The sequence below is a fragment of the Syntrophorhabdus sp. genome (genome assembly GCA_012719415.1).
In the GTDB taxonomy this organism is placed as follows: domain Bacteria; phylum Desulfobacterota; class Syntrophorhabdia; order Syntrophorhabdales; family Syntrophorhabdaceae; genus Delta-02.
Genome location: JAAYAK010000110.1, coordinates 1 through 16002, shown reverse-complemented (window position 1 = coordinate 16002; position 16002 = coordinate 1). Strand labels below are relative to the sequence as shown.

The window sequence follows — 16002 nt, the reverse complement described above, 5'->3', positions numbered from 1 at the left end:
TGTTTTCCAGGATCTGGTCGGTGGTGAAGTTTTCGAGGCCCATGTAGTAGCCGGCACTCTCGATCAGGGCGTCGGAGGGGACGAGGCCCACTATCTCGCTGCCGATGACGTTGACACCGTACCGCTTCGCCTCCATCCTCACCATTTCCAGGGCACGGTAAAGCGGGGTGCGCGTGTAGTCCGTCATGTTCATGGATACCTGGACTATGCCCCGTTCCCTGAGGTTGATGGCGATGGCGCGGCAGCAGCGCAAACCACCGCCCTGGCCGCGCACGGCCCGCGCGATGGCGGTGGCCGTGGTCATGCTGTCCGTATCGAGGTTGACGTTGAAGGCAACGAGGGGCCTTCTCGCCCCCACGGCAACCACACCAGCCGTGGGGTGCACCGCCGCGTCGCCGAAATCGGGCTTCCACTGAGGGTCCTTGATCTTCTCCTTCATGCCCTCGAACTCTCCCCTGCGGATATCGGGGAGGGCCCTCCTCTCGGGACGGGAGGCCGATTCCTCGTAGAGGAACACGGGGACGCGAAAACTCCGCCAGATCTCCTTCGCGACATCGAGGGAGAGCGCGATCGCCTCTTCCATGGAAGTCTCGCCGATGGGAACGAAGGGTATCACATCGACGGCACCCATCCGGGGATGCTCTCCCCTGTGCCTGCGAAGATCGATGGTCTTCACGGCAACCCTCACGGCGTCGAGCACGGCCCTCCTCACACGCGCCGGCTCGCCCGCGGCAGTCACCACCAGGCGGTTGTGGTCCTTGTCCTTGTGATGGTCGAGGAGCTTGACCCCCTTGACACCGGTGAAACAGTCGAGGATCTTCCTGATCTTCGCCGCATTGCGCCCCTCGCTGAAGTTCGGCACCGTCTCGATGATCTTCTTCATGGTGGTTTCCATTGTAACCTTTATGGCATAAAGGGTAAAGGACAAAGAACGGGGGAGAGGAGGCCCTCCGGTCACTTCATCGAATCGAGGAGCTTCTCCAGGAGGTCCGTCTTGCTCATGCCGTCCCGTGGACCGGGAACGGGGACCTCATCCATTCCCGGCGCGCCGAGGAACTGCCCCTCATCGAGGCACGCCCTGACGTTTGGCGCCTCGATGAAGCGGGAGAGCCTGTTGAAGGTGTGGATGCCATTGTTGCGTCCCTCGTGGTGGGCAAGGATGTAGAGCCGTTCCCTGGCCCGCGTCACCGCGACGTAGAGAAGCCTTCGCTCCTCTTCGAGGCCTTCGTCGTCGCGGGTCGTGTAGCTGGACGGGAGGACTCCGTCCACGGCGCCGATGATAAAGACGTTGCGCCACTCCAGCCCCTTCGCGGAATGGATCGTCGACAGGATGAGCGGCCTTTCCCATATGGTGTCGTGAAAGTCCCTGACGCCCCGCTCCGGCGGCTCGATGGCGAGATCGACGAGGAAGTCCCGCACAGAGCCGTAGCGGCCCGATATCTGCGCCAGGGCGTCGAGATCGTTCTTCCTCAGATTCCAGTCGAGATCGAACTTTTCTCTCAGAATGGGATCGCAGTAGTCGATCACTCTCCTCACCACGTCTTCCGGACCCGTCTCCTCTGAATCAAGGAGACGGGCAAGACGGGCAAGCCCGGCGGAAGATCTCCCCGCGGCAGCTCCCGTCGGCTCGATGACGTTCGCAACAACGGACCGGAGGGTCTCGCAAGAGGCCATCTCCCCGAGCATTCTTTCGGCGGTCTTCGGGCCTATCCCCGGCACAAGCAGGAGAACGCGGCTCCATGCCAGTTCATCCTTCGCGTTGACGAAGAGCCTGAGGTGCGCAATGAGGTCCTTCACGTGGGCCGTTTCGTAGAACTTGAGGCCCCCGTAGACGGCAAAGGGGATGTTGCGCCTTCCCAGCTCCGCCTGCAGCGGTATCGTTATGTAGGAGGACCGGAAAAGGACACACTGGTGCGAAAGCTCCATCCCCTGGTCATAGGACTCCTTTATCCTTTCGACCACCCAGGCGGCCTCCTCCTGGGCATCCCGGGAATAGATGAGGAGGGGCTTCTCCCCGTAGTCCTTTGCCACGGCCTTAAGGCATTTCTGGTACTTGTTCGCCATGTTGTCGAGCACGGCATTGCCGACATTGAGGATCGCCTGGGTACTCCGGTAGTTGTCCTCCAGCTTGATGACCCTGCAGCCGTCAAAGCGCTCGGGAAAGCGCATGATGTTCTCGTGGGAGCTTCCCCGGAAGGAATAGATGGACTGGGCGTCGTCGCCGACCACCAGGATATTGCGGTGAGCTGCCGCCAGGTGGTACGCGATGTCCCCCTGCATGGCGTTCGTGTCCTGGAACTCGTCGATCATGACGTAACGGTACCGGGCGGCGACGCGGGAACGCGCGTCTTCGTTCTCGAGGAGGAGCTTGAAGTAGAGCAGGAGGTCATCGTAGTCGAGGCACTGCGAGGTCACCTTGTACTCGGTGTACTTGCGGCGCAGTTCGCCTATCTCGTCGGCGAACTGCAGGAACTCCGGGTAGTGCCTCTCCAGAACCCCCTCGAGAGGCATCTCCTTGTTGACCGCCATGCTGAGGATCTTCCTGAGCATGTCCTTCCGGGGACGCCTTTTCTGCCTTTCGTAGAAGCCAAGGCTCGTCGCGCACCGGTGGATAGCCTCCTCGGCATCGGATTCATCATAGATGGTGAACGTGTCGGGCAACCCGAAGAACCCGCTGTAGCTGCGCAGCATCTTGTTGGCAAAGGAATGGAAGGTCCCTCCCTCCACGCCCTCGCACCGGGGATCGTGACGCGCGGCGCGGGATATCATCTCCCTCGCGCTTCGCCTCGTGAAGGTGAGAAGGAGGATCGAGCCAGGGTCGATGCCTGTCTCGACGAGATGCCTCACCCGGTATTCGATGACCCGCGTCTTCCCGCTGCCCGCCCCCGCGATGACGAGCACCGGCCCGTCGATGGCGGTCACCGCCTCGTACTGCCTCTCGTTAAGCTCTTCCCTGAGATCTCCATCCGCCATGTGTGGGGATATTATAGCAGAAAACCGTTTCAGGTTTCAGGTTTCAGGTTCCAGGACCTGGAGGAGGCGGGTGGGGGGGGTTCCTTTCAGTCTTCGGTGAAGAGTTCCGTGTCGATCTGGCGTTCCCGCCCGGCCACGTATTCCATGATGCCCCGCAGGGCGTCTTCGGGCAGGGAGGAGAACTCGACGCCGATCCGGGTAAGGTCCATGAGATGGACAACGCTCCTGACCGTGGCCAGCGCTCGCACCTCTCCGAACGCGGGGACCGCGACGGTAAGCTCGATGGTGTCGCCCGATTTGAAACGGGCCGCCTCTTCCGTCATCATGAAAGATATACCGCCGGTGCTGATGTCCACCGGTTCGACGTCGACGCTGTCGCCGTTACCGGCGGCTATCCGTGCCGACACCGGTTGGGTTGCCGACGGACGCACCCTGACGTGTCTGCGCCTTTCCCGCTTTGTGATCCTGTCGGGGTACTGGATGGCGAGGTGCATACGGCGGTGTTCGGCGAGTTCTATGGAAAGGATCTTCGTCCCGAAGATATAAAGGGAGCTGTCGCCCGCGCAGGTAATGGTGGCCCGTCCCGTCTCCGGGTATTCTCCCGGCGCCAGCGATGCCTCGACAAAAAGCTCTTTCCTCTTCCCTTCCCGGACGACAAGCCGGCAATCATCGAGGACGATGGTGTCATCGATGACGACCCTGACAGGCATACTCTGCTCGGTTATATCCCGGATGTATCGGTCTACCTGATGTTTCTCGCGAAGGACGATGAGACTCTTTTTGTCGTTCGTTGCCATGAGATCACACGGTCTCGATCTTTATCCTGTTAATTCTCTTTCAATTCCTCCCCATTTACAAGAGAAAAGTGCGATTGACTTTTCCTGTTCCTTCATCTAGGCTACATGCAAGACCGGTGCTCATGACCAGACAGTGTCTTATTTTCCTCCTTCTTCTTGCGGCCCTCGTGTCGCTGCCTTCAGGCGCCTCGTGCGCGGAGTACGGCAAGGACGTCACGGTCAGCCTCTGTTTCACCCCTGGCAGCAACTGCACCGACAAGATCATACGGGAGATCGCCTCGGCGCGTTCCGAGATCCTCATCCAGGCCTACTCCTTCACCTCCGCCCCCATCGCGAAGGCCCTCATCGAGGCCCACAAGCGCGGCGTCAAGGTGGCGGCGATCCTCGACAAGAGCCAGCGCACGGCGAAATATACCTCCGCCACTTTCCTGGCGAACATGAGGATACCCACGTACATCGATGCCAAACACGCCATCGCTCACAACAAGGTCATCGTCATAGACGGCGCCGTAACGATAACGGGCTCCTTCAATTTCACAAAGGCCGCTGAGGAGAAGAACGCCGAGAACCTCCTCATCATCAGGTCCCGGGAGATCGCCAAGGCCTACCGCGAGAACTGGCATGACCACCTCAGCCACTCCGAGCAATACAAACCAAAATACTAACCCCCCCATACGTCCCATATGTCCCATATGTCCTAAACGTCCTAAACGTCCTATACGTCCTATAAGTCCCATAGGTCCTATCCCCTCCTATATGTCCTATTTTGCTTTTTTTCAGCCTTACTGTATAATATTGGGCTTTTGCGCATACGCCACAACGGAGGACATAGTGATAACAGCATACATAGACGATAAGGAATGTTCCGCGAGGGAAGGCAGCACCATCATCGACGCGGCCCGGGAGAACGGGATAGACATACCTGGTCTCGGGTACGATCCCCGGGTCAGTCCCCCCACCAACATCGAGATATCCATGGTGGAAGTGGTGGAGAATGGAAGGCCCCGCACCGTCTCGGCGACATCCACCGTCATAGAGGACGGGATGGTCGTCACCACCCGCTCGCCCGCCCTCGAAAGCTTCAGGAAGATCTACCTTCAGGCCCTTCTGAGGAACCATTACGGGGATTGTGTGGCTCCCTGCGTCGCGCGTTGCCCCGCGCACATCGATATCCAGAAATATCTTTACCACGTGGCCAACGGCAACTTTGCCGAGGCCCTTGCCGTGATCAGGGAGAACAACCCCTTTCCCTCGGTATGCGGCAGGGTCTGCCCGCACCCCTGCGAGGGAGAGTGCCGCAGGAACGCCGTGGATTCGCCTGTCAATATCAACGGGGTGAAGCGTTTCGTTGGCGACTTCGACAGCTACCAGACCGTGGAGTTCGTTCCCTTTGTGGCACCGGACACGGGGCACAGCGTAGCCGTCATCGGCGCGGGCCCGGCTGGGCTCACCTGCGCTTACTTTCTGCGCTGCCTCGGACACAAAGTCACCGTCTTCGAGAAGCAGGAGGCTGCCGGCGGCATGCTCCGCTGGGGCATACCCTACTATCGCCTCCCGGAGAGCATCCTCGACCGGGAGATACGGACGGTCCTCAACCTCGGCATAGACATACGATACGGCAAGGAACTGGGAAAGGATTTCACCCTCCTGTCCCTGAAACGGGACGGGTACGAGGCGATGTTCCTCGGGATCGGCGCGCAGAAGACCTCCCGCATGGCGATCCCCGGCGAGGACCTTCCCGGCGTCATGACGGGCCTCGATCTCCTCGCCCGCCTTGCAAGGTACGAAACGCCTGACCTCGGTGACACCGTCATCGTCTTCGGAGGAGGGAATACGGCCATGGACGCCGCGCGCAGCGCCATCCGCCTGGGATCGAAGAGGGTGATCGTCGCCTACCGGAGGACGAGGGCCGAGATGCCCGCCGAGGAGGCGGAGATAGAGGAGGCCCTCGAGGAAGGCGTGGAAATGATGTTCCTCACCGCACCCATCTCCATAAGCCGCGAGAACGGGTCACTGTCCTTGCAATGCATGAAGATGGAACTCGGTGAGCCCGACGGGAGCGGCAGGCGCCGGCCTGTGCCCGTGGAAGGCTCCGAGTTCGACCTTGTCTGTTCCACCGTCGTCAGCGCCATCGGACAGATCGTGGACAACGAGTGCATCGCCCGTGATGACCTCACGACGAAGCACGGCACCGTCCTGACGAACCCGGACACGACGGAAACCTCCATCCCCGGTGTCTTCTCCGGGGGAGACTGCGTGAGCGGCCCCGACATCGCCATCAACGCCATAGGCGCCGGGAAGCGTGCGGCCCTGCAGATAGACGAACACCTCCGCACGGGGAAATACACACCTGTGACGGAGCCTTACAACTGCTCGAAGGGACACTGGCGGATGATACCCCGGGAGGAGTACAGGTGGGTGACCCCGTCGGAAAGATTCGATATCCCCACCCTTTCGGCAGAGGTCAGAAAGACAGACTTTCAGGAATCGACGCACACATGGGACAACGAGAGCGCGGTGCGGGAGGCCTCGAGGTGCCTTGCCTGCGGCTGCACGGAGCGCTACGCCTGCGTCCTCAGAGGACTTGCCAGTGAATATGGCGTCGAGTTCGATCAACCGACGCCGGCGCGGCCCCTTCCCATCGACGAGAACCATCCCTTTATCGTCCGCGACCCGGGGAAATGCATCCTTTGCGGCCTGTGCCTCAAGATATGCCGGGAGATGGAAGGCTCGTCGGCCCTGTCCTTCTACGAAACGGACAACGTCCTCACGATAGGGCCAAACGACCACAAGCCCCTCGACATGACCGTTTGTGTCGCCTGCGGTCATTGCGCCACGGCATGTCCCACGGGCGCCCTGTCCTTCAAACCCGTCATCCCCCGGGTCTATCGTGCCCTTCATGACCCGAACCTCACCGTCGTGGCGCAGATAGCGCCGGCGGTGCGGGCCGCCTTCGGGCAACACTACGGCATAGACCCGGCCTCGGTCATGTCCGTTCTGTCCTCGGGACTCAAGAAGGTTGGGTTCGATTTCGTTTTCGACACGTGCTGGGCCGCGGACCTCACCATCATGGAAGAGGGCACGGAATTCCTGACCCGCGCGGCCGAGGGCGGCATCCTTCCCCAGATAACGTCCTGCTGCCCCGCCTGGGTGAACTACTGCGAGAAAATCGCCCCCGACATCCTTCCCCACCTTTCGTCCTGCCGGTCTCCCCAGCAGATGTTCGGCTCCGTTATGAAGCACTACTTCGCCCGGGAGCTGAAGGTTAAGCCCCAGAGCCTCTTCTTCGTTTCCATCATGCCCTGCAACGCCAAGAAATACGAGGCGCGGCGGCCTGAATTCAACCGGGAAGGCCTCGCCGACGTGGACGCGGTGCTCACCACCACGGAGGTCATCAGGCTCTTCGAGGAGCGGGGAATGGACCCGAGGACCTTCAGCCCCGTGCCCGTCGACGCCTTCTTCGGCAAGGCGAGCGGCGCGGGCATCATCTTCGGCGCCTCCGGCGGTGTCGCCGAGGCGGCCCTGCGCCTCGCGGCCGAACGGGTCATCGGAAAGCGCATGGAAAGCTTCACCTACGAGGAGGTGAGGGGACTGAAAGGCGTCAAGGAAACCACGGTCGGCCTCGGGGAGACAAAGGTGCGCCTCGCTGTCGTGAGCGGCCTCACGAACGCGCAGAACCTCATCGACCGCATTCGTTCCGGGGACGCCCCCTATGACCTCATCGAGGTCATGGCCTGCCCCGGCGGCTGCATCAACGGCTCGGGAAACCCGGCGCCGAAACTCACGAGCGATCCCGGGGACAGACTCGAGGTGCTCTATCGCCTTGACGAGGCGGCATCTATAAAGAAGAGCCAGGACAACCCCACCATCCAGGCCATCTACACGAACTGGCTTGGCGAGCCCGACGGGACCCTGTCCCATCACAATCTCCACACCACCTATCGCCGCCGTTCCATGCGCGTCCAGGAGTCCGTCGAGGAGCTTCTCCGGGACAATGCCCCCATCGACGTGGGTGTCTGCCTCGGCACGAGCTGCTACCTGAAGGGCTCCTTCCACCTGCTCGAAGGACTCTCGGCGGAATTGCGCAAACGGGGACTCCTCGACCGCTTCAGGATAAAGGCCCGTTTCTGCACCGACCAGTGCTCCGCCGGTCCCAACGTCGTCGTAGGGACGAACGTGATAAACGGCGTGGACCCCGGTGACCCGGTCGCCTTCATCGACACCTACCTCATACCCGCCCTCGAAGCGGCGAGTCGCGAAGAGACGGTGCCTTAGGGGAGCGCTTTCCGACGCGGCGCCAACCATTGCCTCTTTTCTGGCGTGCCGCGCCGGGGGTTTTCCCTCTCCAAAACCGTCTTGGACATATTTCGATGTTGTGTGTATCATAGAGAAGACGAGGAACACCGTCGGATATGAAAGATGCTTAAGAACACAGCACTGAAATACAGAATGATACTCGGCGGCGTGGCCGCGGTTCTCATCCCTTTCCTGGTGGCGGGGATGATCGTCTCCGCCCTGCTTTCCGATTCCCTCCTGGAAATGACACAGGAACAGTCGGTCCGCATGGCAGCGAATGTTGCCTCCCTGATCGATGCGAACCTGATGCAGGAGATAAGACTGGCCTCATCCATTGCCGCGGACCCGACGGTGGTCAGGGCCTCCCGAAGCGGGGATTATCGTCACATCCAGGCAAAACTGGAGGCCGTGCACAAACGTATAGGCAAGCCCTTCTTCACGCTCTTCGTGCTCGACAGAAAAGGTCGCGTCAGGGCTGACGCGCACTTCCCGAAGCAGTTCGGGGTGGACCTCTCGGACCGCGAGTATTTCCTCCGCGCGAGGGAAGGCAAAACGACCATTACCGGCCCCCTTCCTGCCAGGGGGCCTTCGACACCGGGAGACCCCATCGTTATCGTGTCCGCCCCGATCCGGGAGGACAACGAGTTCCACGGGGTTGTCTGCATACCCTTTGATCCGAGCTTTCTCGGGGCCATCGTATCGCAGGTAAGGACCGGCAAAACGGGGTATGCCTACCTGGTGAACTCCGAAGGGCTTGTGCTGGCCCACCCGAAGAAGGAACACGTCCTTCGGGTACGTCTTCAGGACTATCCCGGCACCGAGGAGATCTACGAGCTCGCGCAGGCCGGGAAAACGGGCACGGCGTCCTATTATTCCGGCGGCGCGTGGAAGGTGGCCGGGTTGACGACCATGCAGCTCACGGGCTGGACAGTCGTCTTTGCCCAGAACAGGGACGAGGTGATGGCCCCCGTCAACAGGATCCTGTGGATCATGTTCGTCAGCGGGATACTCTTTCTCATCATAACGATCGCGACAATAGTCGTCGTTTCGAGCAAACTCAGTTCCCCCGTGCAAAGACTCCTGGAAACGATGAAGACGATGACGGAACACTCCACGGAGATCATCCTCCAGATAGGGGCCGACAGGAAGATCACCTTCGCGAACCCGGCGTTCGAAAGGGTGACGGGGACAAGACCGGAAGAGGTGATCGGCACCGAACCGGACCTCGCCAATCCCCACGATATCCCGCCGGAGGTCATCTGGGACTCCCTCAATGCCGGGACCCCCTGGTCGGGCAGGGTGTCCCTCAAGGCAAGCGACGGGGCCCCGATCGCCCTCGACGTAATGGTCATGCCCCTCAGGCAGCCGGGCCGAGCCGTGGAAGGCTACCTCGAAATAGGCCGGGATGTGACAAAGGAACTGCTGTACGAGAGCAGGATGCAGCAATCGCAGAAGCTCCAGGCCATCGGCACCCTGGCGGGAGGAATCGCCCACGACTTCAACAATATCCTCAGCGGCATCCTCGGTTACGCGGAATTGGCCCTGATAACGGGAGAGCATGATGAAGAGATGGAAAAGTTCCTTCGGGAGATAATAAAGGCCGCCCAGAGGGCCGGCGATCTTGTCGGGCAGATACTGACCTTCAGCAGGCAGACGGAGGTGGAATTGAGGCCGATCCTGCCCGGGCCCGTCCTGGAAGAGGCCTCGAAGCTCCTGCGCGCGTCCGCACCGGCCTTTATCGACATGCGGTTGGAGATCGACAGCCGATCGGCCATTCTGGCGGAACCGACCCAGATCCACCAGATCGTGATGAACCTCTTTACGAACGCGGTGCATGCCATCGGACAGGCGCATGGGACCATCACCATAGAGCTTCAGGACTTTGTAGCCGACGAGGACTTCACAAGGGCCCATCCCGACATGCGCCCGGGAAAACACGTTGCGCTTCGCGTGTCCGACACGGGAAGCGGCATGGAGCCGGAGGTCGTCGACCATATATTTGAGCCCTTTTTCACCATGAGATCACAGGGGAAAGGCACCGGCCTCGGGCTCTCCGTCGTGCACGGCATCGTGAAGAAACTGGAGGGGACGATCGAGGTCAAAAGCCAGGTCGGGACGGGCACCACCTTCAGCATCTACATCCCCTGCACGGAAATGGACACCGCCAGCCCGCCCCGGGAAGTCCCCCCTATCGAGAAGGGAAAACACCGGATCGTCCTCATAGACGACGAAGAGGCAATACTCGCGACCACGGGCGCCATCCTGACGCGGCTCGGCCACACGGTGACCGCCTTTGCCAACGGCCTTGAGGCCCTCAAAGCAATAGAAGCCACCCCCCACGGTTTCGACCTCATTATCACCGACCATTCGATGCCGAAGATCACGGGCCTCGAAATAGTACGGAGCCTTAAAGAGAAGGGCATCTCTATCCCGGTCATACTCACCTCGGGCTACCTCGCCCACACCATGGCCGACCAGATCCGTGACGTCGGCGTATCGGAAGTGATGACAAAACCGATAACCGTGCGCCAGCTTGCCGAAACGATAGAAAGGGTGCTTGGCGACCCCGGGCCCGTCGACTCAGAAACCGCCGCCTCAAGCCAGGACACCTGAGCACCGCCAGTTGCCTTCCCCACCTCTCCAATTCTAATTCCTTCATCGTCCCCCTCCAGACGGACGTTTCACGCGAGGTTCGCGCCTCGTGGACGAAAGCGCCGAGGACAAAGATTTGTGTTGACACGAGGGGCCATGGATGCTACCTTTTTTCCATTAGTAGCACGACAGCCGCTTTCAGCCCTTCCCGATGGGCGGATCATGCCGGGGAAAAGGGCGGAAAGACACCCTTTGACACAAGGCGCAAAAGAATACGACCGATCCGGGAGCCCATGTGATGAAAAATGCCAGAACACTTGCCCTTGGTATCTTCCTGCTCATCTTCCTTGCCGCCGCGTCGGCATGGGCCGAGGACCAGAAAGGGAAACGCGGGACAGACCGTAAGGACGGGGAGAAGCTTGTCCTCGACACGATCACCGTCACGGAGACCCGGCACACCAACCCCGTTACCCCTGTCGATACCCGCTACGGCACGCAGTATAACGTCGTGACGGAGGAGCAGATCAGAGAGCAGAACTCCTACGACTTCCAATCAACCCTGCGCGACGTGCCGGGCGTCATGTACCAGAGCAAGAACCTCATGGGAAGCCAGACCAGTCACAGCCTCTACATACACGGCCGGGGGTCGAGCCATCCCAGCTCGGACATCGTCGTTCAGTTCGACGGCGCTCCCCGGTACGGAGGCCTCTTCGGACAGGTGCTGGGCGACGGCATCGCCGTTCCCACGATCGGAAGCATAGAGATATACAAGGGCCCGCAGCCCTCCCAGTTCGGCAGCGGATACGCGGCGGTCAACGTCCTGCCGAAGTACATGAAGAAGGAGGGGCAGGAGGGGATCTTGAGTTTCAACGGGGGCAGCTACGGCTCCTTCGACGAAAATGTCTCCGCCGGCCTCAAGAAGGGACCCTTCGACATCTATGCCTCCCAGAGCTATGCAAGCACCGACGGCGACCGGGCGAATTCCGCCTCCCATCAGCAAAGCCTTTATGCCAATGCCGGTTATCAGGTCACGAGAGAGTGGAGGGTCAGGTTCCTCATAAACCAGGTGAAGGGCATGACGGAGGCCCCCATGCCGGACAGCACACCCAGCGCGGTCAACGGGGTGAGCTGGCCCGGAGCGGAGCGCTACAAGACGGACACCCTCTTCGCCACACTGACGGTGAGCCACGAGTACGAGCGCGCAAGCGGCTATCTGAAGGGTTACTGGAACGACACGACCTTCGACCTCCTGCAGGAATTGAACAACGGCAACCAGTACGCCAACGGAACCGGCGGCCTCTGGTCCCGGCAGAATGTCATCCTCTACGGCGCCCGGGCGAAGGAGAAGCTTCTCTTGTGGCCCGGCGGAGAGATCCTTCTCGGGGCCGACCTCGACATGACGAGGCTCAAGAACACGCAGCAGACATATAGTGGGCTCGCCCCCACCGGCGCGGGCGCTGCCGGTGTCAACGGCGGCAAGGCGAGAAGGGTCTGGGATTTCCCCGATACCCGCCTTGTGTCCCCCTATATCGCCGCGAGCCACACATTCGGCCGACCGGAAGGCTTTCACGTCACCCCGTCGGCGGGGCTCAGGTATTTCAACCATGACGAGTTCGACAACAAGACCGCTCCCCAGGCCGGCCTCACGCTGGGATACGCCAACACCGACCTGAAGCTCAGTTATGCCCGGGGCGTCAACTATCCTTCTCCCGTCGTCCTCATGAACTTCGTGCGCACCGACGCACCCGTCGCCAATGCCGAGCAGTACTGGAGGAACATAAAGCCGGAGGTCGTGGACCACTATGAGGCGAGTCTCACTCACTCATGGCCCAAGGTGGCCAAACTGGGCGCGACGGTCTTCCGCGATAAGGGAAGTGACCGCTTCCTGGCGTACATGGGCGGGACCATCCCGACCCAATTCAACGATCACATCGGTCGCTACGAGATCGAGGGACTGGAACTCAGCGGTACGGTGACCCCCGTGAAAGACCTCGAGTTCTTCTCCGCCGCCACCTGGCTCACAACGGAGGCCAAAGGGGCCAACGGCGCCCAAAGCGATCACATACCCTACACGCCGGGCTTTCAGTTCCAGGCCGGCGTAAAGTGGAAATTCCTCCATGATTTCCAGGTATTCGCCGACATGCAGCACCTTCGCGACCTCTACCAGGGAACGTTCGTGCGAAGCAACACTCTCAACACCACGGCACTCACGGCGAAAGACAAACTGAACGACATCACCCTCGTGAACGCCCGGATAAGCTATCGCTTCGATCACGCCCCGCTCAGGCTCAAGGATTCCGACGTCTTCTTCGCCGTCAACAACATCTTCAACAGCGATTATGAATACGCCAAAGGGTACCCTATGCCGGGGACGACCTTCTTCGGTGGGTTCACCTTGAAGTTCAACTAGATCCGCGCCCCGAGCGGGCGCGAAAAAGACGTAAGGAGCATGTGTGGTTCAACGACCGGTTTTCAGGAAACTCCGCGGGATGGCACAGGACGCGGTGGTGCTTGCGATGGCGGCCATTGTCCTTCTGTGCATCCTCTCCGGGTGCTCCGGCAAGCCAGGGGAAGCGGGATCATCGGAGGCACGCACCATAGTGGTCTCGGACACGATCCTGTCGGAGATCATCGCGGCGCTCCTTCCTTCCGGCCGTTATCGTGTCGAATCCATCCTTCCCCCGGGGCAGTGTCCGGGCCATTACGATGTGAAACTGACGGACATCGAAAAGATGAAGAAGGCAGTCCTCATCGTCTCCTTCCGGGGCATGTCCTTCATGGAGAAAGCCGAGCTGGACGACCGCAGGCAGCTTGTTATCGACCCGGAAGGCCGCAACTGGATGGTCCCGGACTCATATGTAAAGGGCCTGACACTGCTTGCCGAACAACTCTCCAAACATTTTCCCGAAGACGGGGCCGAGATAGCCCGCCGGAAAGAACAGGCCATCCTCCTGGTGAAGAAGGGGTCGGAGGCGCTCGTTCAGAAGGTCACGGGCGCGGGCCTCTCCGGAAAACCCGTCATCGCCTCTTCCATGCAGAAGGAACCGCTGGAATGGATGGGTTTCATGGTCGTTGCCGAATACGGGAGGCAGGAGGCAATGTCGACGCGGGAGGTCGTGCGGCTGGCTGATATCGGAAAAGACCGCGGGGTGATCATGGTCGTGGACAACATCCAATCCGGACCCGACGCCGGCAAAGGGATCGCCGAAACGCTCCGGGCCCCGCACGTCGTCCTGACGAACTTTCCCTCGGAGAGAGGGTATCTCGCCACCCTGCAGGAGAATGTTGACGCCCTCCTGTCCGCTGTGCGAAAATGAGGCGCCATCGCCCAAAGTGAATCCACCATGGACGAGCAATTGATAACCCTTGACGGGGTCACGGTACGCAAGACGGGAACGGTGCTTCTCGACAGCGTCAGTCTCGCCGTGGCCCGGGGCGAGCTTGTCGGGGTCATCGGGCCCAACGGCGCCGGAAAGACCACGCTGCTCAATGTCATCGCCGGGTTCGAAAGGTTCGAAGGGGTATTGAGCCTCTTCGGACAGTGGGAAACCCACAAGCGTTCCCGTGAGACCCGGCTTCGCGTCGGATACGTCCCGCAGTCGTTTCCCGTCGACCCTGCCTTCCCCATCCTCGCCTGGGAGGCGGTGATGACAGGCGCGATCGGCCGGACAGGGCTCTTCCACTCCCCCGGAAGGCTGAGGAGGGAAGAGGCGATGGCGCTCATGGAGACCATGCGCCTTTCCCACCTCGCCGCAAGACCCCTCGGCCAGCTCTCCGGCGGCGAGAGGCAGAAGGTGTCGCTCGCCCGCGCGATCATCCAGCGGCCCGACATCCTCCTCATGGACGAACCGACGGCAAACCTCGACATCGCCGTGCAGAAGGAGGTCCTCGACCTCATCGATGAGATCCACCGGAAGGAGGGTCTGACGGTCCTCTTCGTCACCCACGATTTCACCATGCTTCCCTCCGCGATGGGGCGGGCCGTGCTGCTCCACCAGGGGAAGATGCTCTTTGACGGGGACATCGATAGGGCGCTCTCGGGAGAGACCCTGACGAGGCTCTTCCGGTATCCCCTCGAGACCTTCCGGAGAAAGGGCAGGAGATTCATCTCCTATGATTGAGCATCTCATGGACGTCTTCACCTATCCACCCATCCAGCGCGCCGCCATCGCCTGCGTGCTCTGCGGGGCAAGCTGCTCGTTTTTGTCCGTCTTCGTGGTACTCATGAAGATGCCCCTCATCGGCGTCTCTATGTCACACGCCGCCTTTGCGGGCGCGGTGCTGGGCATGCTTGTCGGCGTCAACCCCTTCCTCAGCGGCTTCGTCATGTGCCTTGCCGCGGCGGGCGCGCTGGGCCCCCTTTCGGACCGCACGGACCTCGCGCCGGAGAACGTCCTGGGTATTCTCTTTTCCTTTCTCATGGGAATCGCCTTCCTCGGAATGGGCATCCTCACGCGGACGAAGGCAGGCGTCCTCAACCTCATGTGGGGAAGCCTCCTCACGCTTTCCGGTTTCGACGTCACGATACTGGCCGTCGTCACGGGCGTCCTCGTCCTTTTCGTGATCCTCTTCTTCAAGGAGATACGCGCGGTCCTCTTTAACCGGCGGCTCGCCAGGGCAAGCGGGGTGCCGGAACGGATGATCTACTACGCGCTCCTCTTCCTCACCGGGGCCGTCGTGTCCGCGAACCTCGCGACGGTGGGCGGCCTTCTCATCTTCGCCCTTCTCGTGCAGCCCGGGGCAACGGCGCTCCAGCTGACGTACAACATGAAGCATTTCTTCCTGATCTCCGCGGCCTCCGGCATCGGCGCCTGCGCGTCCGGCCTTGTCATCTCCTACATCTTCGACCTGCCCTCCGGCGCTTCGGTCGTCCTCATGGCCACGGTCATCTTCGCGATGGCATACATCTTCTCACCGAAACGCCGCATGGCAAAGCTGAAAAAAAGGAATGGTACCCCATGAAAATGACAGACGACGAAAGGTATCGCAGACGCAGGGAATTCTTCAACGAGCATGCCGAAAAATGGCTCGACATGTGGTATAAGGACCACGTCACGGGGATCTATGACAAGCACGCCCGGGACTTTGAGCGCCTCTTCTCGCTCATGCCGCTCAAAACCGGGGACCACGTGCTGGACGTGGGATGCGGGAGCGGTGTCCTCGTCCCTTTCATCCTCAAAGACATCACATCGACAGGACTTCTTTACGAACTCGACTTCGCGGAGAAGATGCTCGAGGTTGACCGCGGCCTCCACGGGGAGGCAAACATCAGGTTCATCCTGGCCGATGCGGAGAGCGCACCGCTCGCCGATGACTCCTGCGACGTCGTCGTCTGTTTCTCCTG

Annotated in this window: 11 protein-coding genes; 8 read left to right on the top strand and 3 right to left on the bottom strand. The window is 60.8% G+C overall.

Annotated features, from left to right (window positions below; all coding sequences use genetic code 11):
- The 3 genes from ftcD to GXX82_06720 all read right to left on the bottom strand — a co-directional run.
- The coding region (gene ftcD / locus GXX82_06730) for a glutamate formimidoyltransferase (protein ID NLT22725.1) at positions 1 to 883 on the bottom strand (883 nt) is incomplete at its 3' end.
- 71 nt (positions 884 to 954) lie between these two features.
- Positions 955 to 2973 (bottom strand): ATP-dependent helicase, encoded by a 2019-nt coding sequence (locus GXX82_06725; GenBank protein NLT22724.1) that lies wholly within the window; start codon positions 2971 to 2973, stop codon positions 955 to 957.
- Between the two features lie 86 nt (positions 2974 to 3059).
- Entirely contained in the window at positions 3060 to 3770 is a 711-nt protein-coding gene (locus GXX82_06720; GenBank protein NLT22723.1) for a PilZ domain-containing protein, read from the bottom strand.
- A 122-nt stretch (positions 3771 to 3892) separates the two neighbouring features.
- On the opposite strand from GXX82_06720, the gene GXX82_06715 reads away from it, so the two are divergent.
- From GXX82_06715 to GXX82_06680, 8 genes are all read left to right on the top strand, one after another.
- Positions 3893 to 4435 (top strand): phospholipase D family protein, encoded by a 543-nt coding sequence (locus GXX82_06715; protein NLT22722.1) that lies wholly within the window; start codon positions 3893 to 3895, stop codon positions 4433 to 4435.
- A gap of 166 nt (positions 4436 to 4601) precedes the next feature.
- Positions 4602 to 8045, top strand: a complete 3444-nt coding sequence (locus tag GXX82_06710; GenBank protein ID NLT22721.1) for an FAD-dependent oxidoreductase — start codon at positions 4602 to 4604, stop codon at positions 8043 to 8045.
- Positions 8046 to 8189: 144 nt separating this feature from the next.
- On the top strand, positions 8190 to 10679 hold the full coding sequence (locus tag GXX82_06705) for a response regulator (GenBank protein NLT22720.1): 2490 nt from the start codon (positions 8190 to 8192) through the stop codon (positions 10677 to 10679).
- A 277-nt stretch (positions 10680 to 10956) separates the two neighbouring features.
- Positions 10957 to 13068, top strand: coding sequence for a TonB-dependent receptor plug domain-containing protein (locus tag GXX82_06700; protein ID NLT22719.1), 2112 nt, complete (start codon positions 10957 to 10959; stop codon positions 13066 to 13068).
- Between the two features lie 79 nt (positions 13069 to 13147).
- Positions 13148 to 13975 carry a zinc ABC transporter solute-binding protein gene (locus GXX82_06695; protein NLT22718.1) on the top strand — a complete coding sequence of 276 codons (828 nt, stop codon included), beginning with the start codon at positions 13148 to 13150 and terminating at the stop codon, positions 13973 to 13975.
- Positions 13976 to 14002: 27 nt separating this feature from the next.
- Positions 14003 to 14779 (top strand): metal ABC transporter ATP-binding protein, encoded by a 777-nt coding sequence (locus tag GXX82_06690; GenBank protein NLT22717.1) that lies wholly within the window; start codon positions 14003 to 14005, stop codon positions 14777 to 14779.
- A complete protein-coding gene (locus GXX82_06685; protein NLT22716.1) occupies positions 14772 to 15620 on the top strand; it encodes a metal ABC transporter permease in 849 nt (282 codons plus the stop codon). The genes GXX82_06690 and GXX82_06685 overlap by 8 nt, the downstream gene beginning before the upstream one ends.
- The coding region (locus tag GXX82_06680) for a methyltransferase domain-containing protein (protein NLT22715.1) at positions 15617 to 16002 on the top strand (386 nt) is incomplete at its 3' end. The genes GXX82_06685 and GXX82_06680, both read left to right, overlap by 4 nt.

Coding starts and splice junctions, on each gene's coding strand:
- GXX82_06720 (NLT22723.1), bottom strand. CDS start 3,770: ATGGCAACGAACGACAAAAAGAGTCTCATCGTCCTTCGCGAGAAACAT.
- GXX82_06700 (NLT22719.1), top strand. CDS start 10,957: ATGAAAAATGCCAGAACACTTGCCCTTGGTATCTTCCTGCTCATCTTC.
- GXX82_06715 (NLT22722.1), top strand. CDS start 3,893: ATGACCAGACAGTGTCTTATTTTCCTCCTTCTTCTTGCGGCCCTCGTG.
- GXX82_06705 (NLT22720.1), top strand. CDS start 8,190: ATGCTTAAGAACACAGCACTGAAATACAGAATGATACTCGGCGGCGTG.
- GXX82_06695 (NLT22718.1), top strand. CDS start 13,148: ATGGCACAGGACGCGGTGGTGCTTGCGATGGCGGCCATTGTCCTTCTG.
- GXX82_06725 (NLT22724.1), bottom strand. CDS start 2,973: ATGGCGGATGGAGATCTCAGGGAAGAGCTTAACGAGAGGCAGTACGAG.
- GXX82_06690 (NLT22717.1), top strand. CDS start 14,003: ATGGACGAGCAATTGATAACCCTTGACGGGGTCACGGTACGCAAGACG.
- GXX82_06685 (NLT22716.1), top strand. CDS start 14,772: ATGATTGAGCATCTCATGGACGTCTTCACCTATCCACCCATCCAGCGC.